This is a genomic window from Caulobacter sp. FWC26 (assembly GCF_002742645.2).
In the GTDB taxonomy this organism is placed as follows: Bacteria; Pseudomonadota; Alphaproteobacteria; order Caulobacterales; family Caulobacteraceae; genus Caulobacter.
In genome coordinates this window covers 1,719,316-1,740,649 of record NZ_CP033875.1, presented here as the reverse complement: position 1 = coordinate 1,740,649, position 21,334 = coordinate 1,719,316, and the positions used below count along the sequence as shown (strand labels likewise).

The window sequence follows — 21,334 nt, the reverse complement described above, 5'->3', positions numbered from 1 at the left end:
GGGCCGTCCAGCCGGACAGCCCCGGAACAAGGGGGTTAGTACAGCGTCCCGAGTGCGGCGCGCTCGAACGCCTTAAGTTCGTTCGAGCGGCCCTCGCGGATTTTGGTGACCCACTCCGGATCCTGCAGCAGGGCGCGGCCGACGCCGACCATGTCGTACTCGCCGCGTTCCAGACCGCCGATCACGTTGTCGATCGAGGTCGGCTGGCTGCCCTCCCCGCCAAACGCGGCGATGAACTCACCCGAGAGGCCCACCGAGCCGACGGTGATGGTCGGCGCGCCGGTCAGCTTCTTGGCCCAACCGGCGAAGTTCAGATCGCTGCCCTCGAACTCGGGCTCCCAGAAGCGACGCTGGCTGCAGTGGAAGATGTCAGCGCCGGCGTCGGCCAGCGGCTGCAGCCAGGCCTCCATCTCCTGCGGCGTCTGGGCCAGACGGGCGGTGTATTCCTGCTGCTTCCACTGCGACAGGCGGATGATCACCGGATAGTCCGGCCCGACCGCCGCGCGCACAGCCTTGAGGATTTCGGCGGCGAAGCGGCCCCGCTCGCCGATCGTCGGACCGCCCCAGGCGTCGCTACGGACATTGGTGCCCGACCAGAAGAACTGGTCAATCAGGTAGCCGTGGGCGCCGTGCAGTTCGATGGCGTCGAAGCCCAGGCGCTTGGCGTCCGCAGCCGCCGTCGCGAAGGCCTGGATGGTGTCGGCCACCTCGGCATCGGTCATCGGCTCCGTGAAGGGATTGCCGCCGGCCTTGGACAGACCCGAGGGACTATCGACCTTGCCCAGCACGTCCTTACCCTTCGCAGCGCCGACGTGCCAAAGCTGAGGCGCGATCTTGCCGCCGGCGGCGTGGACCTCGTCGACCACCTTCTTCCACGCCGCGAGCTCTTTCTCGCCGTGGAAACGCGGCACGTTGGCGTCGTTCAGCGAGGCGGCGCGCGCGACGCCGGTGCCCTCGGTCACGATGAGGCCGACCTGATTCTCGGCGCGGCGACGGTAGTAGGCTGCGACTTCATCGGTCGGCACGCCGCCCGGCGAGAACGACCGCGTCATCGGCGCCATCACCACCCGATTAGGCAGTTTCAGCGACTTGAACTCGAAGGGCTTGAAGAGGGCGTCGAGCGACATGAAGGCTCCAGGGGAGAGAAAATCGTCTTAAAAATTCAAACACGCGTTCGAGACCTAAGCCAAGGCAGAAAAACTGCAACGGCGGCGGTTCCGCGCGCGAAGGCTTGCGTCGGCGCGACGGGAACGCGACAAACGCGCGGCTCAGATGGGAGGGCGGATTATGGGCGGCAAGCCGGCGAACTGGTGGATCATGCTGGCGGCGGGGATTTTCGCTGCGGTGTTCCTGTTGAAGGACTTCATGGACCACGGCCACGCGATCCTGGCGCACGCGGGTTACAAGGGCCTGCTCACCTCCCCGACCATTCACCACAAGGTGGGCGAGGCGCTGATCGGTGTGATCCTGTTCATGACCGCCCTGATGCGGTCGATTTGGCCTGCCGAACGTCTGATCGCCAACCTTAAGGCTTCCTACCCCTTGATGCTGGTCGGTGCGGCCCTGAACGCTCTGGCTTGGTTCGGCAGCGGACTGCCTGCGACGGATTTCAACAAGATCTGGTTCGCGCTGCTTGTGGTGGTGGGCGTAGCCGCACCGCCGCTGCTGATCCGCTGGCTCGGCAAATCCAAAGGGGCCCAGACACAGGCCTGAGCCCCCTTTTGTCGATCCTCAGAGTCCCAGCACCATCTTGGCCATGATGTTGCGCTGGATCTCGTTGGAGCCGGCGTAGATCGAGGCTTTTCGGTAGTTGAAATAGGCTGGCGCAGCGGGGCCGGCGTAGTCGGGCCCCGCCCGGCCATCGTTGGCGGGCGACCAGGTGTCACGCACGAACGGCGCGGAATAATTGCCAACCGCCTCTAGCGTCAGCTCAGTGATCGCTTGCTGATGCTCGGAGCCGACGCATTTCAACATCGACGAGGCGGGGCCAATGTTCTTGCCCGCGCCACGTCCGGAGAAGATGCGCAGTTCAGAGGCGTTTAGCGCCTCCACCTGGATCTCAAGGTTAGCGATCTTGCTGCGGAAGTCCGGATCGTCGATCAGGCGACCGCCGTCGTCGGCCCGCTCCAAGGCCGCGATGCGCTTGACCTTCTTGAGCATGTTCATCAGGCCGGGCGCATAGGCGTTGCCGCGCTCGAACTCGAGCAGATACTTGGCGTAGGTCCAGCCCTTGTTCTCCTCGCCGATACGATTGGCCACCGGCACCCGGACATTGTCGAAGAAGACCTGATTGATCTCCTGCTCGTTGTCCGGCGGGCCGTCTAGGGTCGGCAGCGGCTTGATCTGAATGCCGGGCGTATCCATCCGCAGCAGCAGGAATGAGATGCCTTCCTGCGGCTTGCCCTCGGTCGAGGTGCGCACCAGACAGAACATCCAGTCGGCCCACTGGGCGTGGGTGGTCCAGATCTTCGACCCGTTGAGCACGTAGTCATCGCCGTCGCGCACGGCCCGCATCTGCAGGCTGGCCAGATCCGAGCCCGAACCGGGCTCTGAATAGCCCTGGCACCACCAGATGTCGGAGTTGAGGATCGGTGGCAGATGTTGAGCCTTCTGCGCGTCCGATCCGAACGCCATGATCACCGGAGCGACCATCTTCAGGCCCATCGGGGACGAGGTCGGGACACCCGCCAGACTCATCTCCATGTTGAAGATGTAGCGCTGCGAGGGCGTGAAACCAGCCCCCCCCAGCTCGACGGGCCAGTCCGGCGCCGCCCAGCCACGCTCGGCCAGCTTCTTCTGCCACTTCACCTGACCGGCCTTGTCCAGATAGCCGTTCTTGGACTGGCTCATCTGGCGGCGCAGATCGTCGTCATAGGCGGTGACGATCCAGTCGCGCACCTCTTGCTGGAAGGCCAGGTCCTCGGCCGAGAACGCCAGATCCATCGCGCCCTACTCCACCGCGTCGAGATATTCGATGACCGGCGCGCCCGCCATGGTCGGACCCATGGCCGCGCCGGCGGCCTTGAAATAGTCGGTGCCGCCGTGGTGCTTCAGCGCATCCGTCGAGGCGTAGAGCTCCAGCACCTTGTAGACGCCCTCTTCGCTCTTGGAGCGCGTCAGCTGGTACATAAGGCAGCCCGGCTCGTTGGCCTTCACCTTGGCGGCGAGATCCAGGAACACTTTTTCGAATTCCGCAGCCTTGGCCGGCTGGACCTTCAAGGTCGCGACAACGCCGATCATGTCTTCCTCCCAACAATTGTTTGAATTGCAGGATGCGGGAGTGCGCGGCGCGCGGCAAGGCCAGACGTAGCGGAAGTGCGCCTGCGATTATCGCCTCGGCGGGCAATCAGATCGAAATTCGTTAGGAACGCTCGTTCCAGCCATAGGCGACCCAGGAGTGGCCGCCGACATTGCGCGCTTCGATCAAGCCGTCATCCGCCGAGGACTTGGCGACCTTTCGCCCGCGGAACGCGAAAGCGGCCAAGCCGAACAGCGCGCTTCCGATAAAGCCGACTACGACCACGGTCGCCGCGAAAATCACCGCCAGCACCGCGCCCACGACCACCGCGACCGAGGTCGCCAGGGCGCCGGCCAGCCAGGCCAAGTTTCGCAAGGGCGAAGCGACGGTGCTCATCGGGGTCCTTTCGTCGGCGCTCATGGTCAAACAAGTTGGTTCACAAGCGCTGAACGTCAACTGAACACTCCCTCGCAAAGGATGGAAAGCCTTTTTACGAGGTCGGTGCGGGACGGATTGTCTCGGTCAGCCTACGGCGGCCAAGCCCAGTTCCCGCCGCTCCCTCATCACGGTCGAGAACGCGGCGTTGATCGCAGCGGCCTTGGCCTCGGCGACTTCGATGAATTCGGACGGCAAGCCGCGGGCGCGGGCGCGATCAGGGTGGGCGCTCGACAGCGCCGACTTCCAGGCCGAACGCACCGTGGCGTCGTCGGCGTCCGGCGGCACTTCCAGGATCGCGTAGGGATCGTCGGGCCCCACGCCCAGATGGGTGGCGCGCAGGCGACGAAACGCCAGCGGCGACATGCCGAACAGATTCGAGACCCGCTCCAAATAGTCGAGCTCATCCTGGGAGACAAAGCCGTCGGACTTGGCGATGTGGAAGAGACCATCGACCACGTCTTCCAGCAGTTGCGGGCAGCTCGAGTAGCGCTTGGCCAGACGCTTGGCGTAGCTCTCGAAGCCGTGTGTGGTCTGGCGCGCCAAGTCGTAAAGGCGGTGGATGTTGGGCTCCGAGGCCGGGTCAGGCTGGAACACCTCGGTAAAAGCGGCGAACTCCCCGCCATCGGCGCGACCATCGACTTTCGCCAGCTTAGCGCCGAGCGCCGTCACCGCCGTAGAGAACGCCGGATCCTCGCCGGGCAGACCGCCGGGACACTCGGTGCAGTCGGCCAGGTCCAGACGCCGGGCGGCGATGCTCGCGATGTTGCGCCAGAAGGACATGGGTCGCCTCGAAACCAGCAACGGACAAGAGAGATACGCACGACAGAGCGACCGGATCACCTCATTCCGCGCTTCTAGCACAATGAGAATGATCGTTCACATGACTTTAGTGCAATGCGGCGAATGCCCGCGCCGATATCGCACGGGAGCCGAACGCGGGATTGATCGTTATGGCTCCGCTTGTCGGTGAAGCGCCACCGCCACGCAACGGTCCCAATCCGGATCGAAATACTCTAGTGAAGACACCCGGTAATCAGAAAGGACCTACGCCCGCATGGCGAACGCCCTCTTCCTCGCCCTGGCCTTGCTGGCCCAAGACGGCCAAGCGAGTCCCCAAAGCCCCAACGCGCCGCCGTCGGACGAGTATGGTTATGTTGCCTGGTGCTACGGCGCTCTGGGCGGCTACGCCTCGCTGTACGATCAGGTGATGCCGGAGGTGACTCGGATCGAGAAGGCGTTTCCCGGTCCGGATGGCGTGGAAGCCTCACTGAAGACCTATCCCGAGCTTCGCGCTCAGGCCCGGAAGGACCTGAAGACCTTCGCCTCGGCGATCACGGCGGCCGAGAAGGCCAGCCCGCGCCCCATCTCAGAATATGGCGGCTCACAGGTCAAACGCGGCGCGGCCATCTGGCAAGGCGCAGGCTCGATCGACAAGGCGCGCCTGGCCCAGATGTGGATGAGCTGGAGCCCGCCCGGCGACTGCGAAAAGCGCGCCAAGGCGCTTGAAATCAAGTCCTCCATCCTCGGCAAGGCTCTGAACTACAACGCCGTCTCGGCCACGACGCAAGCCCCGGCCACGGAGGCTCAGGCGCCTGCGAACGCTCCGTCAGCGGCTGAGGCTGCGCCTCCGGCGGAGACCGCGCCTGAACCGCCTCCCGCCTCGCCGGTCAAGCCTGCGGTTAAGTCGGTCCCCGCCCCGGCGAAGCCGACGGTTAAAGCGCCGGCGGCAAAACCGACGGCCTCGACTGAAGTCATCGTTGACCCCGCCAATCCGGTCCCTTGCGCGGGTAGCCTGGTTCCGGCCAAGCGCGGCGGCAAGGACGTCCTGATCTGCAAGGCGGACTGAGCCGCCACCGATCAGGGGGCCGAGGGCAATACGCCGCTCTCGGCCAAGGCCTTGAACCAGGCGTAGGACGCCTTCGGAATGCGTCGGCCGCTCGCGGCCTCCATGGCGCTCAGGCCGAATTTCGAGGTGTAGCCAAGGTCCCATTCGAAGTTGTCGATCAGGGTCCACTCGAAGTAGCCCCGCACGTCGCACCCCGCCTCGCGGGCCGCCAGCACCGCTTGAAGATGACGGCGCAGGTACTTGATGCGGAACTTGTCATCCAGAATAGCGGGACCGCTGCCGAAGGGGTCTGAGCAGCCGTTTTCGGTTACGAGCATCTTGGGCGCGCCGTAATCCCGCCGAACGCGATCCAGAACCTCGAACAGGCCTGAGGGATCGACATGGCGCCCAAACGCATCCTGCTCGGCGCCTTCGGGGGCGGGCGCGGCGGCGATCCGGCTCGGGGCAGAAAGATCCAGCCGCACATAGGCGGGCGCGTAATAGTTCACGCCCAGGAAGTCCACGGCCTGCCGCGTGATCTTCAGATCGCCATCGCGCAGGACGCCCTTCAGCGGCTCCTCCATCGCCTTCGGATAGGTTCCTTTGAACAGAGGATCCAGCCAGGACAGGTTCCAGATCTGATCGAGCCCATCCGAGGCCAGGCGGTTCCAGAAGGCCAGCGGCCCACCGGCAGGGCGGCAGGGTTGCAGAGCCATGGTGGTGCCCACCGCCAGATCGCTCCGCGCCGCACGAAGCGCCTGGATCGCCAGTCCCTGACCCAGATTCATATGGTGGGTGACCGGCCCCAGCAGCGCCGCGTCCTTGAGCCCCGGCGCGTGCTCGCCCAATACGTGACCGAACACCGTGTGGACAGCCGCTTCGTTCAAGATGATGTAGTTCTTCAGACGGTCGCCGAGCCTCTCGACCACCGCGCCCGCATAGTCGGCCAATCGCTGGGCTGTGTCGCGGTTCGCCCACCCGCCCCTATCCTGCAGGCCTTGCGGCAGGTCCCAATGAAAGAGGGTCGCGTAGGGCGTGACGCCCTTGGCCAGCAACGCATCGACCAGCCGGGAATAATGGTCCAGGCCAGCGGCGTTGACCGCCCCTGCCCCGGTCGGCAGGATGCGCGACCAACTGATCGAGAAGCGGTAGGCGTTGAGACTGGCGCCCGCGATCAGGTCGACATCGTCCTGGTAGCGGCGGTAGCTGTCGGTGGCGAACGTGGCGTCGGAACCGTCTTTGACGTGGCCGGGGACCTTTTCGAAGACGTCCCAGACGCTGGGTCCGCGCCCGTCGGCGGTCTGAGCGCCCTCCGTCTGAAAGGCCGCTGTCGCCACCCCCCAGACGAAGTCCTTAGGAAATTGCCGGCTCTTGGGCGTCAGGTCGGCGTCCCCAGTCCCCTCGCAGCCCGAAAGCCCCGCCGCCGCGCCGCCTAGGGCCAAAGCCCCTAGCGCTCGCCGGCTCACGCCTGAGCGTTGCATGCAGTCCCCTCCGGTTATGTGTTGGGAGGAGGATGCGTTGAGGCTCAGCGCCTGACAATCCTTCCCCACGAGGGAGGCTGCGTCTCCATCCTAAGCCGCCGCGCCGCGCCCCCTGGCCAGCGGGTCGTAGTTCAGGATCGGCGACAGCCAGCGCTCGGCGGTCGCCAGATCCCAACCCTTGCGGCGGGCGTAGTCCTCGACCTGGTCGGCGTCGATCTTGCCGACGCCGAAATAGTGCGCCTGCGGATGGCTGAAGTAGAGGCCGGAGACCGCCGCGCCGGGGGTCATGGCGTAGCTCTCGGTCAGCTGCAGGCCGGTAGCCGCCTCGGCGTCGAGCAGCTTGAACAACGTGCCCTTTTCGGTGTGGTCGGGCTGGGCTGGATAGCCGGGCGCGGGGCGGATGCCCTGGTACTTCTCGGCGATCAGGCGCTCGACGTCGGCGTCTTCGTTAGAGTAGCCCCACAGCTCGACGCGGGCCTTGTGGTGCAGCCACTCGGCGAAGGCTTCGGCCAGGCGGTCGGCCAGGGCCGAGGCCATGATGGCGTTGTAGTCGTCGCCGGCGTCCTTGAAGCGCTTGACGATCTCGTCCTCGCCGTGGCCTGCCGTGACGGCGAAGCCGCCGACATAGTCCGCGCCCCGCCCGATCGGCGCGACGAAGTCGGAGAGCGCCACATTCGACTTGCCCTCGCCCTTGTCCATCTGCTGGCGCAGGGTGTGCAGGCGCGAGAACTCGGCCACCCGGGTTTCGTCGGTGTAGAGCACGATGTCGTCGCCCTGGGCCTGGGCCGGCCAGAAGCCGATCACGCCCTTGGCCCCGAACCATTTCTCCTCAACCACCTTGTCCAGCATGGTGCGGGCGTCGCGATAGAGGTCGGTGGCGGCTTGGCCCACCACGTCGTCCTCCAGGATCTGCGGGAAGCGGCCGATCAGCTCCCAGCTGGCGAAGAACGGCGACCAGTCGATGAAGGGAACCAGCTCGGCCAGCGACGGCTCGAAGGTCCGCGTACCGATGAAAGCGGGTTTCGGAGGCGTGTAGCCCTTCCAGTCGATGGCGAAGGCGCGCTGGCGGGCTTCCTGGATCGAGGCGCGGGCCTTGGTCGTCTGGCCGCGCGCATACTGCTCGCGGACCTTGACGTATTCGGCGCGGGTCTCTGCGATGATCCGGTCGCGCTCGCCCGGCGACAGAAGGCCTGAGACCACGCCGACGGCGCGGCTGGCGTCAACGACATAGGTCGTGGGGCCCCGGCGGTAGGCCGGCTCGATCTTCACGGCCGTGTGGGTGCGGCTGGTGGTGGCGCCGCCGATCAGCAGTGGGATGTCGAAGCCCTGGCGCTCCATCTCGGCCGCCACGAACACCATCTCGTCCAGCGAGGGGGTGATCAGGCCGGACAGGCCAATCATGTCGACCTTGTGCTTGCGCGCCTCATCGAGGATGCGGTCGGCGGGCACCATGACACCCAAGTCGACGACCTCATAGTTGTTACACTGCAGCACGACGCCGACGATGTTCTTGCCGATGTCGTGGACGTCGCCCTTCACCGTGGCCATCAACACCTTGCCGGCGGCCTGGCGTTCCTGGCCTTCCTTCTCGGCCTCCATGAACGGCATCAGCCAGGCCACGGCCTGCTTCATGACGCGGGCCGACTTCACGACCTGAGGCAGGAACATCTTGCCCGCGCCGAACAGGTCGCCGACGACGTTCATGCCGTCCATCAGCGGGCCTTCGATGACGTGCAGCGGGCGCTCGGCGGCCAGGCGCGCTTCCTCGGTGTCGGCCTCGATGAACTCGGTGATGCCGTGGACCAAGGCGTGGGTCAGGCGCTCGTTCACCGTCCCCTTGCGCCATTCCAGGTTCGCGACCTGCTGCTGGCCCTTCTCGCCCTTGTAGCGGGGGGCCATCTCGACGAGACGCTCGGTGTTGGTCTGGTTCGGATCGCGTTGCGGCCGGTTGAGGATCACATCCTCGACGGCCTCCCGCAGCACCGGGTCGATGTCGTCATAGACCGGCAGGTCACCGGCATTGACGATGCCCATGTCCATGCCGGCGTTGATGGCGTGATACAGGAACACCGAGTGGATCGCCCGGCGCACCGGCTCGTTGCCGCGGAAGCTGAACGAGACGTTCGACACCCCGCCCGACACGCGGGCGTAGGGCAGCATCTGCTTGATGCGGCGCGTGGCCTCGATGAAGTCGACGGCGTAGTTGTCGTGCTCCTCGATCCCCGTCGCCACGGCGAAGATGTTGGGGTCGAAGATGATGTCCTCGGGCGGGAAGCCGACCTTGTCGACCAGGGTGTTGTAGGCCCGCTCGCAAATCTCGACCTTGCGCTTTTCCGTATCGGCCTGGCCGACCTCGTCGAAGGCCATGACCACCACGGCCGCGCCGTAGCGCAGGCACAGCTTTGCTTGCTGGAGGAATTTTTCCTCGCCCTCCTTCAGGCTGATCGAGTTGACGATCGCCTTGCCCTGGACGCACTTCAGGCCCGCCTCGATCACCTCCCACTTGGAGCTGTCGATCATCACCGGCACGCGGGCGATGTCCGGCTCGGCCGCCATCAGGTTCAGGAAGGTGACCATGGCCTGCTGGCTGTCCAGCAGGCCCTCGTCCATGTTGACGTCGATGACCTGGGCGCCGGCCTCGACCTGCTGGCGCGCGACCGACAGGGCTTCGGCGTAGTTGCCCTCGACGATCAGCTTCTTGAACTTGGCCGAGCCGGTGACGTTGGTGCGCTCACCGATGTTGACGAAGACGGGTCTCATGATCGGTCGAAGTCCAGATAGCTCTTTCCCCTCCCCTTGATGGGGAGGGGTTGGGGTGGGGTGACGCAGCGGTCTGTCCCGACCACCGCGTTCAATTCTGATGCGCTGTCACCCCATCCCCGGCCCTTCGCCATCAAAGGGGAAGGGAGGAGAGAGGGCCGCGAAGCTCTAAGCCAACTCGAACGGTTCGAGGCCCGCCAGGCGCATGGCCTTGGGGCGCTCGGGGATCTGGCGGGGCTTCACGCCGCGCACTTCGTCGGCGACGTGGCGGATGTGGTCCGGCGTCGTGCCGCAGCAGCCGCCCAGGATGTTGACCAGACCGTCCTTGGCCCATTCGTGCAGGGCGTGGCCAGTCTCGTGCGGCTCCTCGTCATACTGGCCCATGGCGTTGGGCAGGCCGGCGTTGGGATAGGCCGCGACCAGGGTGTCGGCGATGCGGGCCATCTCGGCGATGTGCGGACGCATCAGGTCCGCGCCCAGGGCGCAGTTGAAGCCCACCGCGAACGGCTTGGCGTGCTTGACGCTATTCCAGAACGCCTCGGCCGTCTGGCCAGACAGCGTGCGGCCCGAGCGGTCGGTGATCGTGCCGCTGATCCAGATCGGCAGCGCCTCGTGCCCCTCGTCGCGCCAGTCAAGGATCGCCTTGATCGCGGCTTTGCAGTTCAGGGTGTCGGTGATCGTCTCGATCAGGAAGAGGTCGACCCCGCCCTGGTAGAGCGCGTCCACCTGCTGGCGATAGGCTTCATAGACCTGATCGAAGGTCACCTTGCGCGCGCCCGGATCGTTCACGTCGGACGACATCGACAGCATGACGTTCAGCGGCCCCATGGAGCCGGCGATGAACTTCGGACTTGCCGGGTTCTCAGCGTTCCAGCGGTCGGCGACAGAGCGGCCGATCCTCGCGCCCTCGATGTTGATGTCCCAGACGTCCTGTTCGCTCAGGTGATAGTCAGCTTGGGCGATCGTGGTGCCCGAGAAGGTGTTGGTCTCGGAGATGTCGGCGCCGGCCGAGAAATAGGCGTCGTGCAGCTCGGCCACGAGATCCGGCCGGGTCAGGCACAGGATGTCGTTGTTGCCCTTCATCTGGCCGTTGTAGGTGGCGAAACGCTCGGCGCGGTAATCCGCCTCGGTCAGCCCCTTCTTCTGGAACATCACGCCCCAGGAGCCGTCGAGAATGAGGATCTTTTCTTTCGCGGCGGCCTTGAGCGCGGCCACGCGATTGGCGCGGATGGAGAGGTCGGTCATCGCTTGGGCCCCGCCGCCTGCTGGCGCGCGAGCTCCTTGTTGAAGGCGGCTTCGGAGGCGTCGACGAATCGGGCAAGCTCGGTCGTATCGACGAAGGCGTTGGGGTCGCCGCGCAGCTGCTTCTGGCGCTTGGCCAGCAGGTTCCCCTGCTCCTCATGCGCGGGCAGCATGACGTCGGTGGGGATGGCGCGCAGCTTGGCGAAGCTGGCGCGATAGTCGGCGACGATGGTCCGGTGAGTCTTATTGCCCACGAGCACATTGCCGGCCACCGACAGCGAGCACGGGAAGGTCACGTTCAGCGGCCGCCCCTTCTCGACCACCGCCGTCGTCCAACTGGTGCAGCCGATGGTGTGACCCGGCGTCAGGTGGGCGACCATGGCGATCTCGCCTAGCTTCAGCTTGGTCTGGTCGCCGAAGGTCCGATCCGGCTTCACGGCGGGCATCGGCGTCGCGCCATAGACGTTGTCGCCGATGTGGTGGCCCGCCGTCATGGCCGGCGCGTCGCCGCGCGAGATCCACACCTTGGCGCCGGTGTCAGCCTTCAACTGCGCCAGACCGCCCGCGTGGTCAAAATGAGCGTGGGTGTTGATCAGCATCTTCACGTCAGTCAGCTGGAAGCCCAGCGACGCGATGTTCCGCTCGATCTGCTTGCCGGTCTCCGCGTTCGGCCCGCCGTCCAGCAGCACATGCCCCGCGGACGAGGTGATCAGCCAGGACGAGATGCCTTCGGTGCCGACGTAATAGATGTTGCCGACCACCCGGTAGGGCTTGGTCGGCTTGGTCCAGTTGGCCGGCATGTCGTCGGCGTAGGCGGCAGGCGCGAGAGCCAACAGCGAGGCGGCGGCGATCAGGAGCAAGCGCTTCATGCTGCGACCTCAGAGGTGGCGGGCGAGACCTCGCGCACGCCAAGCACCCGGCAGATGGCGTAAACGAGATCAGCCCGGTTCAGGGTGTAGAAGTGGAAGTCCTCGAACCCCTGCTCCTGCAGCTTGGCGCACATCTCGGCGGCGACCGAGCAGGCGATCAGGCGACGGGTCTCGGCGTCGTTCTCCAGGCCGTCGAACAGGTTGCCCAACCAAGCTGGGATCGCCGTCTGGCAGGCGGCGGCCATCTTCTTCAGCCCCGCGAAGTTCGTCACCGGCATGATCCCCGGCACGATCGGGATCGTGATCCCGGCCGCGCGGACCTTGTCGACGTAGCGAAGGAACGCATCGAGGTCGAAAAAGAACTGGCTGATGCCAAGGGTCGCCCCGGCGTCGACCTTCTGCTTCAGCACGTCGATGTCGTGCTCCAGAGAAGGGCTCTCAGGGTGCTTCTCGGGATAGACCCCGACCAGCACCTCAAACGGCGCGATCCCGCGCACGGCCTTGGTCAACTCTGTGGCGTTGGCGTAGCCGTCGGCGCGCGGCACATAGACCCCGCCGATGCCGCCCTCGCCCGGAGGCGGATCGCCGCGCAGCGAGACGATGTGGCGAACGCCCGTCTCCCAGTACTCGCGGATGACGTCGTCGACCTCGTCGCGGCTGGCGCCAACGCAGGTCAGGTGCGCCGCAGGCTTGAGGCGGGTCTCGTCGAGGATGCGCTTGACGGTCCGGTGCGTGCGCTCGCGCGTCGAGCCGCCCGCGCCGTAGGTCACAGACACGAACGCAGGATCCAGCGGAGCCAGGCGCGTGATCGCCGCCCACAGACTTTCCTCCATTTGCGGCGTCTTAGGCGGGAAGAACTCGAACGACACGCGCGGACGCCCCGTACGTTCGCCGGCGCGCGCCACGGGGCCAATCACCCGACGGGTAGGCGGAAGAGTCATGCGGCGCTCCTTTCGAGGGATGCCTTGCTGGGACGGCGCGCCGTCCAGATTTTGACGGTCAGCCCCTCGGCCGTGGCAGGCGGGAGCGCGATATTGCTTTCCAGCGCAAGCCCGGCGGCCTGGATCCAGGCGACGATCTCGGCGTCGTCGAAACCCAGACGGCGGTGCTGGTGAACCTCGCGAAGGAATTCGTGATCGTGCGGCGCGAAGTCGGCGATCAACAGCAGGCCGCCTGGCGTCACGAGGCGGGCGGCTTCGGCGACGGCGGTCGCCGGATCGGTCAGGTAGTGCAGCACCTGGTGGACGGTGACGAGATCGGCGCAGCCGCCCGGCAAGCCGGTGCGGAAGATGTCGCCATGCCGCAACTCGCAGGCGGTGAGGCCGGCCTTGGCCACCTCGTCGCGGGCGATGTTCAGCATCTGCTGCGAGAGATCCAGGCCCAGCGCGTTGCTGGCGCGCCTGCCCAGCAGGGTCAGCATCCGCCCCGCGCCCGCGCCCAGGTCGACCATCTCGTCGAACGGCCCCTCGCCGGTAGCGCGCAGGATTGCGGCTTCGACTTCGGCCTCGTCGACATAGAGCGAGCGAATCTCGTTCCAGCGTGCGGCGTTGCGGGCGAAATAGGCCTGGGCGTCGGTCGAGCGCTCGGCCCGCACGGCGGCCAGCTTGTCGGCGTCGGCCTGGATGATTTCGTCGCCCTCGTCGATCAGGTCCAACGCCTGCTCAACCAGCAACCGGCCGGGCGACTTTGCGGCCAGGCGATAGAACACCCAGGCGCCGTCCGGGAAGCGCTCTACAAGGCCGGCCTCGGCCAGGAGCTTCAGATGGCGAGACACGCGCGGCTGGCTCTGGTCGAGAATGCGGCAGAGCTCCAGTACTGACAGCTCCTCGGCCGCCAGCAAGGCCAAAAGCCGCAGGCGCGTGGACTCGCCGGCCGCGCGCAGCACCTCGACAACCTGTTCGGCGGTAAGCTTCATGGGGACATAAAGATATCTTTATGTCCGATTTGGCAAGAGAAACTTATGCCTCGGAGTCGCCTTTGACGGGCTCCCAGAGCTCAATCTTCACCCCTGCGGGGTCCATAAGCCAGGCAAACCGACCCATGCCGTCTTCGTCCTGACGCCCAATGGGCTCCACGCCCTCGGCGGCCGCCCTAGCCAGGAGCCCATCCATATCATCGACAATGAAATTGATCATGAACGGCGACGTCGATGGCGCGAAATACTGCGTGTCCGACGCAAAGGGTGACCAGGTCGTCGAGGTCGAGCGGGGATGTTCGAACACCGCCCCGCCCCAATCGTGGATCTCGAAACCCAGCACCCGCGCGTACCAGTCACGGACCGCCTTTGGGTCCTGCGCCTTGTAGAAGATCCCGCCCAGTCCCAGCACCTTGGCCACGTCAGGTCTCCAGCGCGCTCGCCCAATCCTCGGACCACCTTAGCAGAGGCCACAGCGCGACGATCAAGTCCGCGCCGCGCGAGCTCAGGCGATATCCGCAGTCGACAGCGACGATATCCGCCGCCCGCAGTTCAGCCAGACGGGTGTTCAGGGTCCCGGGCGGCAGTTCAGCCGCCGCCTGCAGCGCCCTGAACGTCAAAACACGCCCCTCCCGCAGTTCCCAGACGATCCGCAGGGCGCCGCGACGCCCCAACAGATCGAGGGCGGCCATGATGGGGCGGCCAGAGTCCGAGCCACGAACGGGGCCGCCCGGAAGAGGCGCTTCATTTTTTGTAGCATCGCCACGATCTTGCATGATACAAATTTTGTAGCACGGAGGATTTCAAATGTCGCCCAGGATCGAGCCCGCAAAAGCGCCCTACCCGCCCGCCGTCGCCAAGGCTTTGGGCCGGCTGAAGACGCCCGGCGATGAACCCCTGTCGCTGTTCCGGACCCTGGCCCGAGACGAGCGGCTCTTTGCGCGCTTCACCGGCAGCGGCTTACTGGATCCGGGCCACCTGTCGCTGAGAGATCGTGAGATCGTCATCCACCGCATCTGCGCCCTCAACGGCTGCGGCTACGAATGGGGCGTCCACGCAGCGATCTTCGCCTCGGCGGCCGGTCTGGACGCCGAACGTCTCGCCGCAACCCTCGCTCCTGGCGTCGCCGACTGCTGGAGCGATAACGAGGCCTTGCTGATCGCTTTCTGCGACGCGGTGAACGCTCGCGCCGCCATCGATGACGAACTTTGGGCGCGCCTCAGCAAGGTCTTCAGCGAAGAGGCCCGGATCGAGTTGATGATGCTCGCCGGCTTCTACCGGACGGTCAGCCTCCTGGCGAACGGCCTACGCCTGGAGCCTGAAGATTTCGCCGTCCCGTTTCCCGGCTAGGCCGCCACCGGGGTAGCGAGCGGCTCGCCATGGAAGTAACGGCGCAGGTTTTCGAGCGTCAGGCTGACCATGGCCGGAATACTGTCCAGGGTCGCGCCGGCCGTGTGCGGCGTCAGTACGGTGCGGGGAACGTCCGCCCAACGCGACGCCGGCGTCGGTTCAGTTTCGAAGACATCCAGGGCGGCCATACCGAGCGAGCCCGACCGCAACGCCGCGATCAAAGCGCCCTCATCGATCAGCGATCCGCGCGCGACATTGACGATCAGGCCCTGCGGGCCGACGGCCTCGATCACCGCCTTGTTGATCAGGTGGCGATTGGTCTCGTCGGGACGGGCGCAAACGACCAGAACATCGCTTTCACGCGCCAGGGCCATCAGGCTTTCGGCGCGAGGATAGTCCGCTTCCTTGAGCCGCGGCGCCCACCAGGCGACCTTCATGTCGAACGCGCTCAGGCGCCGGGCGACCGCCTCGCCGATGTGGCCGAGTCCCACGATCCCCGCCTTGCGGCCGCGAAGACCATGGCGGGGTGCCATCCGCTCGGCGTGAGACCACCGGCCGGCGCGCAGCCGCTGGTCGCCTTCGACGATCCCGCGCCAAGCGGCCAGAACCAGACCCACGGCATGATCGGCCACGTCGGCGGCGTTGAGCCCCGTCGAATGGGTCACCGCGACGCCGTGCGCCTTGCACCACGGCACGTCGACGCCGTCGTAGCCGACGCTGACGCAAGCGATGAGTCCCAGGCGCGGCATCTCGGCCAGCATGTCTCGGCTCAGCGCCATTTCGCCCGCATGGACGATCGCTCGAATGCTCTGCCCAGGCCCTTCGAGGAAGGCCATCCGATCCGGGTAGTCCCAGAGCCGATGCACGACATAGATGCTCTCCAGCAGCGGCTGCAGCGGCATCAGCATTTCGTGCGAGAGCAGGACATGGGGCTTCTCGGTGGCGGTTTGCGGCATCCGTTTCCTCCGAAGCGCCGACCTGCCCAGCCGACGCTAGACGCGTGTTTCGTCCAAGCTACTCCACCTGTCGCGTTTGCCCAGACCAAAGCGGCGCGGCCTGTCGCTGGCCGCGCCACTGCGCCTCAAGCCTATCGAGAGCCCTAGTGTCGGCCTTCGGCGAATTCTTCGATCATCTTGGCGCAGAACGCCGGCAGGTCATCGGGCTTGCGCGAGGTGACCAGACCGTCGTCGACCACGACCTCCTGGTCGACCCAGCGGGCCCCGGCGTTCGTAAGATCAGCCTCCAACGACGGCCATGAGGTCACTTCACGTCCCTCGACCGCGCCGGCGTTGATCAAGGTCCACGGCCCATGGCAGATGGCCGCGATCGGCTTCTTTTCGGTCACGAAGTGGCGGATGAAGTCGATCGCCTTGGGCTCAAGACGCAGGGCGTCGGGGTTGATCACGCCGCCCGGCAGCATGATCGCCTGATAGTCTTCGGGACGGGCGGACGAAAGTTCGCGATCGACCGGCACGGCCCGCCCCTTGTCGTGATGCTCCCAGCCCTGGATTTCGCCCGACTTCGGCGAGACCACCTCCACGATGGCGCCGGCGGCCTTCAAAGCCTCGACCGGCTTTTCCAGTTCGGACTGCTCGAAGCCGTCGGTGGCGAGGACGGCGACCTTGCGGCCGGCGAGGGTTTGATCGGTCATGGCGGGAACTCCTGTGGGGGCGAGAAAGGGCCAGCCAACAACCCTCCGCCGCGTCGGCGGTTCCGAGCGACCATTCCCTCGCCGCTCCCGGCGCCCCCGCGGCCTGGCGCGCATTGCGGCTGCCACCCTTCGGATCGCCGCCTGTGGGCCCGAAGCGCCCACGGCGGCGGCAAAGAAAAAGGGCGGTGGAGAACCACCGCCCTTTTCACCCTTTGGAGCCTCGCGCCCTACCGCGCGAACTTCTGGAACTTGATACGCTTGGGGATCAGGCTGTCGGCGCCCAGGCGGCGCTTCTTGTCTTCCTCGTACATCTCGAAGTTGCCCTCGAACCATTCGACGTGGCTGTCGCCCTCGAAGGCCAGAATGTGGGTGGCGAGGCGGTCCAGGAACCAGCGATCGTGGCTGATGACCACGGCGCAGCCGGCGAACTCTTCCAGCGCCTCTTCCAGGGCCTGCAGGGTTTCGATGTCCAAGTCGTTGGTCGGTTCGTCGAGCAGGATCAGATTGCCGCCGGTGGCGAGCGTCTTGGCCAGGTGGACGCGGTTGCGCTCACCGCCCGACAGCAGGCCGACCTTCTTCTGCTGGTCGCCGCCCTTGAAGTTGAAGCTGCCGACGTAGGCGCGGGAATTGATCTCGCGCTTGCCGACGATCATCACGTCGGTACCGCCGCTGATCTCTTCCCAGATGGTCTTGTTCGGGTCGAGCGCGTCGCGCGACTGGTCCACATAGGCCAGCTTGACGGTCTCGCCGACCTTGATCGTGCCCTGGTCCGGCTGCTCGCGGCCGGTGATCAGCTTGAACAGGGTGGACTTACCGGCGCCGTTCGGGCCGATGACGCCGACGATGCCGTTCGGCGGCAGGCGGAACGACAGGTCCTTGAACAGCACCTTGTCGCCGTACTCCTTCTCCAGGCCGTTGACTTCGAGCACCACGTTGCCGAGGCGCGGGCCGGGCGGGATCTGGATGTGGGCCTGGGTCTGGGCGGCGCGGGCGTTCTCCTGTGCGGCGACCATTTCCTCGTACGAGGCCAGACGCGCCTTCGACTTCGACTGACGGGCCTTGGGCGAGCTGCGGACCCATTCCAGTTCGCGGGTGAGCGCGCGCTGGCGGGCTTCCGATTCCGACTGTTCCTGGACGACGCGTTTTTGCTTCTGCTCCAGCCAGCCCGAGTAGTTGCCCTCGTAGGGGATGCCCTTGCCGCGATCCAGCTCCAGGGTCCACTTGGTGACCTGATCCAGGAAGTAGCGGTCGTGGGTGACCAGGATCACGCAGCCGGGGAACTCTTCCAGGTGGTGCTGCAGCCAGGCCACGGACTCGGCGTCCAGGTGGTTGGTCGGTTCGTCGAGCAGCAGCATGTCGGGCTTGCTGAGCAGCAGGCGCGCCAGCGCGATGCGGCGCTTCTCGCCCCCCGACAGGGTCTCGATATTGGCGTCATTCGGCGGGCAGCGGAGGGCGTCGATCGCCATCTCGACCTTGGAATCGATGTCCCAAAGGTCCTTGGCGTCGATGATCTCCTGGAGCTTGGTCATCTCCTCCATCAGCTCGTCGGAGTAGTCCTCGCCGAGCTTGGCCGCCAGTTCGTTGTACTTGTCGAAAATCTTCTTGTCTTCGCAGTCGGCGATGACGTTGCCCCAGACGTCCAGGGTCGGATCCAGCACCGGCTCCTGCGGGAGATAGCCGCGCTTGATGCCGTCGGCGGCCTTGGCCTCGCCCGAGAATTCCTTGTCGAGGCCAGCCATGACCTTCAGCAGGGTCGACTTACCCGAGCCGTTGACGCCGACCACGCCGATCTTGGCGTCGGAGTAGAACGACAGCCAGATGTTCTCGAAGACCTTCTTGCCGCCGGGATAGGCCTTGGTCAGGCCCTGCATCTGGAAAATGTATTGCTGCGCCATGAGGCTCGCGATCTCGCTGGGACGATGTTTCGGGGATTGGGCGCTGAAATAGCGGTCCAGAGGCGTTCGCGCAATCGTCGGCCGAGCGGCCTTGAGCCTTCCGGAGCAGGACGGCTGTCATCGTTCCTTCGCGCCAGCGTCGGAAACCCGACACGGAAGCTTCGCCGTGACGTCGCCATGCGCTGTTAGCCGAGCCCCACAGCCGACGCCTCTCAACGTCGGGACAAAGGGGATGACTGAAATGAAGAACCACCTGCTGCTGGGCGCCGCCGCTGGCGCGCTCCTGATGGTCGCTGCGCCGGCCTTCGCCGCTGACACGGCCGCCTCCGCTCCCATCGCCACCAACGCCGCGCCGCCCGAGACCTCGGAAGTCGACGCCGTCATCATCATCGGTCAGGGCCAGAGCCGTCAGGTCCAGACGCTGAACACCGAAGCGATCGGCCTGCAGGCCGCCGGCACCAGCGCCCTGAAGGCGATCGACAAGCTGCCGGGCGTCACCTTCCAATCGGCCGACGCCTTTGGCGCCTACGAGTGGTCGACCCGCATCTCGATCCGTGGCTTCAACCAGAACCAGTTGGGCTTCACCCTCGACGGCGTGCCGCTGGGCGACATGAGCTACGGCAACCACAACGGCCTGCACATCAGCCGCGCCGTCGCCAGCGAGAACATCGGCCGCGTCGAGCTGGCTCAAGGCGCCGGCGCGCTGGGCACCGCTTCTACCTCGAACCTGGGCGGCACGCTGCAGTTCTTCTCGCGCGATCCGTCCGAAACGATGGGCGGCGAGATCGATCTGACGGGCGGTTCGGACAACATGCACCGCGTGTTCGGTCGCTTTGAGACCGGCGCCATCAGCCAACTGGGTGGTCTGCGCGGCTACGTCTCGGTCGCCGACCAGAAGAGCGACAAGTGGAAGGGCGGCGGCGAGCAGAAGCAGCGTCAGTACGACGCCAAGCTGGTGCTGCCGCTCGGCGAGCGCGGTGACCTGACGGGCTTCTACCACCGCTCGGAGCGTCGCGAGCAGGACTACCAGGATCTGTCGTTCGACATGATCAGGCGCCTTGGCCGCGACTGGGACAACACCCAGCCGAACTGGGGCCTCGCGATCGCGGCGGCCCGCGCCTACAACACGCCGGGCGCCGCCCTGCCCGCGCCGTTCAAGACCGTCGATGACGCCTACTACGCCGGCGCCGGCGTTCGGAACGACGACCTTTATGGCGCGAAGCTGAACCTCGACATCACCGACCGCGTCACCCTGGACGCCACCGCTTACCAGCACAAAAACGAGGGTCAGGGCCTGTGGTACACGCCCTACGTCCCGAGCCCGGGCTTCGGCACGGCTGGTTCGACCGCCGCGCCGCTGTCGATCCGCACCACCGAGTATGACATCGACCGCGGCGGCCTGACGGCCGGCCTGACGGTCGATATCGGCGCCCACCGCCTGGGCGGCGGCTTCTGGCACGAAGTGAACAACTTCAATCAGGCTCGCCGCTTCTACGCCGAGACGGCCGCCGCGCCGTCGCGCAACCCGCTGGACTTCCAGTCGAACCCGTTCTTCACCCAGTGGCAGTATGGGTTCCAGACCAAGACCACGACCGGCCACATCGAGGACGAGTGGACGATCAGCGACGCGCTGAAGGTCAATTTCGGCTTCAAGGCGATCAAGGTCGAAAACACTGTGAACACCGTCGTCGGCAGCGCGCTGGCGGGCACGATCGAGAGCAAGGACAACTTCCTGCCGCAGATCGGCTTCGTCTACAAAGCCACCCCGGACTTTGAAGTCTTCGGCGGTTACACCGAGAACCTGGGCGCCTACGTCTCGGCGGCCACGTCGGGTCCGTTCGCCTCGCAAAACCAGGACCGCGTCAACTACATCGCCCGGACGCTGAAGCCGGAAAGCTCCAAGACCTTCGAGCTGGGCGGTCGCTATCGCACCGAACGCTTCCAAGGCGTTGCGGCGGCCTATCACGTGACCTTCGACAATCGCCTGCTGGCGGTGGCTCAGGGCTCGGCGATCCAAGGCAACGCGCCGGTGCTGTCGAACGTGGGCTCGGTCGAGACCAAGGGCATTGAGCTGGCGGGCACGTATCGCTTGACCGACGCGTGGAGCCTCTACGGCGCCTACACCTACAACGACTCCAAGTACGAGAACGACGTCGTCGCCCAAGACGGCACGATCCGCGCTCGCACCAAGGGCAAGACCGTCGTCAACACGCCCAAGAACATCTTCAAGGGCGAGATCGCGTTCGACCAGGCCGGCTTCTTCGCCAAGCTGGGCGTCGCCTACACCGACGAGCGTTACTACACCTACGAGAACATCGGCGGCCTGGCGCCGTCGACGACGGTCGCGGACCTGACGCTCGGCTATCGCTTCGAGGGCGAAGGCTGGGCCAAGGGCACGCAGATCCAGATCAACGTCACCAACCTCACCGACAAGGACTACATCTCGACCATCGGTTCGGGCGGCTTCGTCAACAGCGACCCGACCGGCGAGGCCCAGACCGTACTGACCGCGCCTCCGCGTCAGGTCTACCTGTCGATCAAGAAGTCCTTCTAAGTCACTCTCTTTCCCCTCGAACTTGGGCCGGACGCACGTCGTCCGGCCCTTTCTTTTTGGGGGCGAGCACGCCTCTCAACGGCGTGTCCGGACACGAAATCCGGCTGTCCCCACAC

The 21,334-nt window shown here is 65.8% G+C and carries 19 protein-coding genes and 2 pseudogenes; 5 read left to right on the top strand and 16 right to left on the bottom strand.

What is annotated here, in order from left to right; all coding sequences use genetic code 11:
• Nucleotides 1-35: 35 nt before the first annotated feature.
• Complete coding sequence (locus tag CSW63_RS09690) at nt 36-1,127, bottom strand: NADH:flavin oxidoreductase (protein ID WP_062095227.1); 1,092 nt, start codon at nt 1,125-1,127, stop codon at nt 36-38.
• Nucleotides 1,128-1,272: 145 nt separating this feature from the next.
• On the opposite strand from CSW63_RS09690, the gene CSW63_RS09685 reads away from it, so the two are divergent.
• A complete protein-coding gene (locus tag CSW63_RS09685; protein WP_062095225.1) occupies nt 1,273-1,713 on the top strand; it encodes a hypothetical protein in 441 nt (146 codons plus the stop codon).
• An 18-nt stretch (nt 1,714-1,731) separates the two neighbouring features.
• Here the strand turns inward: CSW63_RS09685 and CSW63_RS09680 are convergent, their stop codons facing one another.
• From CSW63_RS09680 to CSW63_RS09665, 4 genes are all read right to left on the bottom strand, one after another.
• Entirely contained in the window at nt 1,732-2,943 is a 1,212-nt protein-coding gene (locus CSW63_RS09680; RefSeq protein WP_062095223.1) for an acyl-CoA dehydrogenase family protein, read from the bottom strand.
• 6 nt (nt 2,944-2,949) lie between these two features.
• Nucleotides 2,950-3,240, bottom strand: a complete 291-nt coding sequence (locus tag CSW63_RS09675; RefSeq protein WP_062095221.1) for a putative quinol monooxygenase — start codon at nt 3,238-3,240, stop codon at nt 2,950-2,952.
• A 121-nt stretch (nt 3,241-3,361) separates the two neighbouring features.
• A complete protein-coding gene (locus CSW63_RS09670) occupies nt 3,362-3,664 on the bottom strand; it encodes a hypothetical protein (RefSeq protein WP_099503758.1) in 303 nt (100 codons plus the stop codon).
• 96 nt (nt 3,665-3,760) lie between these two features.
• Nucleotides 3,761-4,456, bottom strand: a complete 696-nt coding sequence (locus tag CSW63_RS09665) for a DnaJ family molecular chaperone (RefSeq protein WP_062095218.1) — start codon at nt 4,454-4,456, stop codon at nt 3,761-3,763.
• A 274-nt stretch (nt 4,457-4,730) separates the two neighbouring features.
• On the opposite strand from CSW63_RS09665, the gene CSW63_RS09660 reads away from it, so the two are divergent.
• The gene (locus CSW63_RS09660; protein ID WP_062095216.1) at nt 4,731-5,522 is read left to right on the top strand and encodes a hypothetical protein; all 792 of its coding nucleotides are present in this window, start codon (nt 4,731-4,733) and stop codon (nt 5,520-5,522) included.
• A gap of 11 nt (nt 5,523-5,533) precedes the next feature.
• Here CSW63_RS09660 and CSW63_RS09655 read toward each other — a convergent pair whose 3' ends face one another.
• From CSW63_RS09655 to CSW63_RS09620, 8 genes are all read right to left on the bottom strand, one after another.
• On the bottom strand, nt 5,534-6,982 hold the full coding sequence (locus CSW63_RS09655; RefSeq protein ID WP_062095213.1) for a GH1 family beta-glucosidase: 1,449 nt from the start codon (nt 6,980-6,982) through the stop codon (nt 5,534-5,536).
• A 90-nt stretch (nt 6,983-7,072) separates the two neighbouring features.
• Nucleotides 7,073-9,811, bottom strand: a complete 2,739-nt coding sequence (metH, locus tag CSW63_RS09650; RefSeq protein ID WP_255357746.1) for a methionine synthase — start codon at nt 9,809-9,811, stop codon at nt 7,073-7,075.
• Between the two features lie 99 nt (nt 9,812-9,910).
• Complete coding sequence (locus tag CSW63_RS09645; protein WP_062095209.1) at nt 9,911-10,987, bottom strand: homocysteine S-methyltransferase family protein; 1,077 nt, start codon at nt 10,985-10,987, stop codon at nt 9,911-9,913.
• On the bottom strand, nt 10,984-11,853 hold the full coding sequence (gene blaCAU / locus CSW63_RS09640) for a CAU/MBL1b family subclass B3 metallo-beta-lactamase (protein WP_062095207.1): 870 nt from the start codon (nt 11,851-11,853) through the stop codon (nt 10,984-10,986). The genes CSW63_RS09645 and blaCAU overlap by 4 nt, the downstream gene beginning before the upstream one ends.
• Nucleotides 11,850-12,794: a methylenetetrahydrofolate reductase [NAD(P)H] gene (metF, locus tag CSW63_RS09635; protein ID WP_062095205.1), complete on the bottom strand. Its 945-nt coding sequence runs from the start codon at nt 12,792-12,794 to the stop codon at nt 11,850-11,852. Before metF ends, blaCAU begins: the two co-directional genes overlap by 4 nt.
• Nucleotides 12,791-13,768, bottom strand: coding sequence for a metalloregulator ArsR/SmtB family transcription factor (locus CSW63_RS09630; protein ID WP_062095203.1), 978 nt, complete (start codon nt 13,766-13,768; stop codon nt 12,791-12,793). Before CSW63_RS09630 ends, metF begins: the two co-directional genes overlap by 4 nt.
• 43 nt (nt 13,769-13,811) lie before the next feature.
• A complete protein-coding gene (locus CSW63_RS09625; RefSeq protein ID WP_062095201.1) occupies nt 13,812-14,189 on the bottom strand; it encodes a VOC family protein in 378 nt (125 codons plus the stop codon).
• 1 nt (nt 14,190) lies between these two features.
• A complete protein-coding gene (locus tag CSW63_RS09620; RefSeq protein WP_082749418.1) occupies nt 14,191-14,460 on the bottom strand; it encodes a helix-turn-helix domain-containing protein in 270 nt (89 codons plus the stop codon).
• A gap of 115 nt (nt 14,461-14,575) precedes the next feature.
• Here CSW63_RS09620 and CSW63_RS23750 point away from each other — a divergent pair.
• Nucleotides 14,576-14,860, top strand: a pseudogene (locus CSW63_RS23750) (carboxymuconolactone decarboxylase family protein); the annotation flags it as partial.
• Between the two features lie 25 nt (nt 14,861-14,885).
• Nucleotides 14,886-15,118, top strand: a pseudogene (locus CSW63_RS23745) (hypothetical protein).
• Here CSW63_RS23745 and CSW63_RS09610 read toward each other — a convergent pair.
• The 3 genes from CSW63_RS09610 to ettA form a co-directional block, all read right to left on the bottom strand.
• Complete coding sequence (locus CSW63_RS09610; protein WP_062095196.1) at nt 15,115-16,074, bottom strand: 2-hydroxyacid dehydrogenase; 960 nt, start codon at nt 16,072-16,074, stop codon at nt 15,115-15,117. The pseudogene CSW63_RS23745 and the gene CSW63_RS09610 overlap by 4 nt on opposite strands.
• 143 nt (nt 16,075-16,217) lie before the next feature.
• A complete protein-coding gene (locus tag CSW63_RS09605) occupies nt 16,218-16,769 on the bottom strand; it encodes a type 1 glutamine amidotransferase domain-containing protein (protein ID WP_062095194.1) in 552 nt (183 codons plus the stop codon).
• A gap of 227 nt (nt 16,770-16,996) precedes the next feature.
• A complete protein-coding gene (gene ettA, locus CSW63_RS09600; protein ID WP_062095192.1) occupies nt 16,997-18,664 on the bottom strand; it encodes an energy-dependent translational throttle protein EttA in 1,668 nt (555 codons plus the stop codon).
• A gap of 241 nt (nt 18,665-18,905) precedes the next feature.
• Here ettA and CSW63_RS09595 point away from each other — a divergent pair, with 241 nt between their 5' ends.
• Nucleotides 18,906-21,218 carry a TonB-dependent receptor gene (locus CSW63_RS09595; protein WP_062095190.1) on the top strand — a complete coding sequence of 771 codons (2,313 nt, stop codon included), beginning with the start codon at nt 18,906-18,908 and terminating at the stop codon, nt 21,216-21,218.
• Nucleotides 21,219-21,334 lie beyond the last annotated feature (116 nt).

Coding starts and splice junctions, on each gene's coding strand:
- CSW63_RS09690 (WP_062095227.1), bottom strand. CDS start 1,127: ATGTCGCTCGACGCCCTCTTCAAGCCCTTCGAGTTCAAGTCGCTGAAA.
- CSW63_RS09685 (WP_062095225.1), top strand. CDS start 1,273: ATGGGAGGGCGGATTATGGGCGGCAAGCCGGCGAACTGGTGGATCATG.
- CSW63_RS09680 (WP_062095223.1), bottom strand. CDS start 2,943: ATGGATCTGGCGTTCTCGGCCGAGGACCTGGCCTTCCAGCAAGAGGTG.
- CSW63_RS09675 (WP_062095221.1), bottom strand. CDS start 3,240: ATGATCGGCGTTGTCGCGACCTTGAAGGTCCAGCCGGCCAAGGCTGCG.
- CSW63_RS09665 (WP_062095218.1), bottom strand. CDS start 4,456: ATGTCCTTCTGGCGCAACATCGCGAGCATCGCCGCCCGGCGTCTGGAC.
- CSW63_RS09660 (WP_062095216.1), top strand. CDS start 4,731: ATGGCGAACGCCCTCTTCCTCGCCCTGGCCTTGCTGGCCCAAGACGGC.
- CSW63_RS09655 (WP_062095213.1), bottom strand. CDS start 6,982: ATGCAACGCTCAGGCGTGAGCCGGCGAGCGCTAGGGGCTTTGGCCCTA.
- CSW63_RS09645 (WP_062095209.1), bottom strand. CDS start 10,987: ATGACCGACCTCTCCATCCGCGCCAATCGCGTGGCCGCGCTCAAGGCC.
- blaCAU (WP_062095207.1), bottom strand. CDS start 11,853: ATGAAGCGCTTGCTCCTGATCGCCGCCGCCTCGCTGTTGGCTCTCGCG.
- metF (WP_062095205.1), bottom strand. CDS start 12,794: ATGACTCTTCCGCCTACCCGTCGGGTGATTGGCCCCGTGGCGCGCGCC.
- CSW63_RS09630 (WP_062095203.1), bottom strand. CDS start 13,768: ATGAAGCTTACCGCCGAACAGGTTGTCGAGGTGCTGCGCGCGGCCGGC.
- CSW63_RS09620 (WP_082749418.1), bottom strand. CDS start 14,460: ATGGCCGCCCTCGATCTGTTGGGGCGTCGCGGCGCCCTGCGGATCGTC.
- CSW63_RS09610 (WP_062095196.1), bottom strand. CDS start 16,074: ATGCCGCAAACCGCCACCGAGAAGCCCCATGTCCTGCTCTCGCACGAA.
- CSW63_RS09605 (WP_062095194.1), bottom strand. CDS start 16,769: ATGACCGATCAAACCCTCGCCGGCCGCAAGGTCGCCGTCCTCGCCACC.
- ettA (WP_062095192.1), bottom strand. CDS start 18,664: ATGGCGCAGCAATACATTTTCCAGATGCAGGGCCTGACCAAGGCCTAT.
- CSW63_RS09595 (WP_062095190.1), top strand. CDS start 18,906: ATGAAGAACCACCTGCTGCTGGGCGCCGCCGCTGGCGCGCTCCTGATG.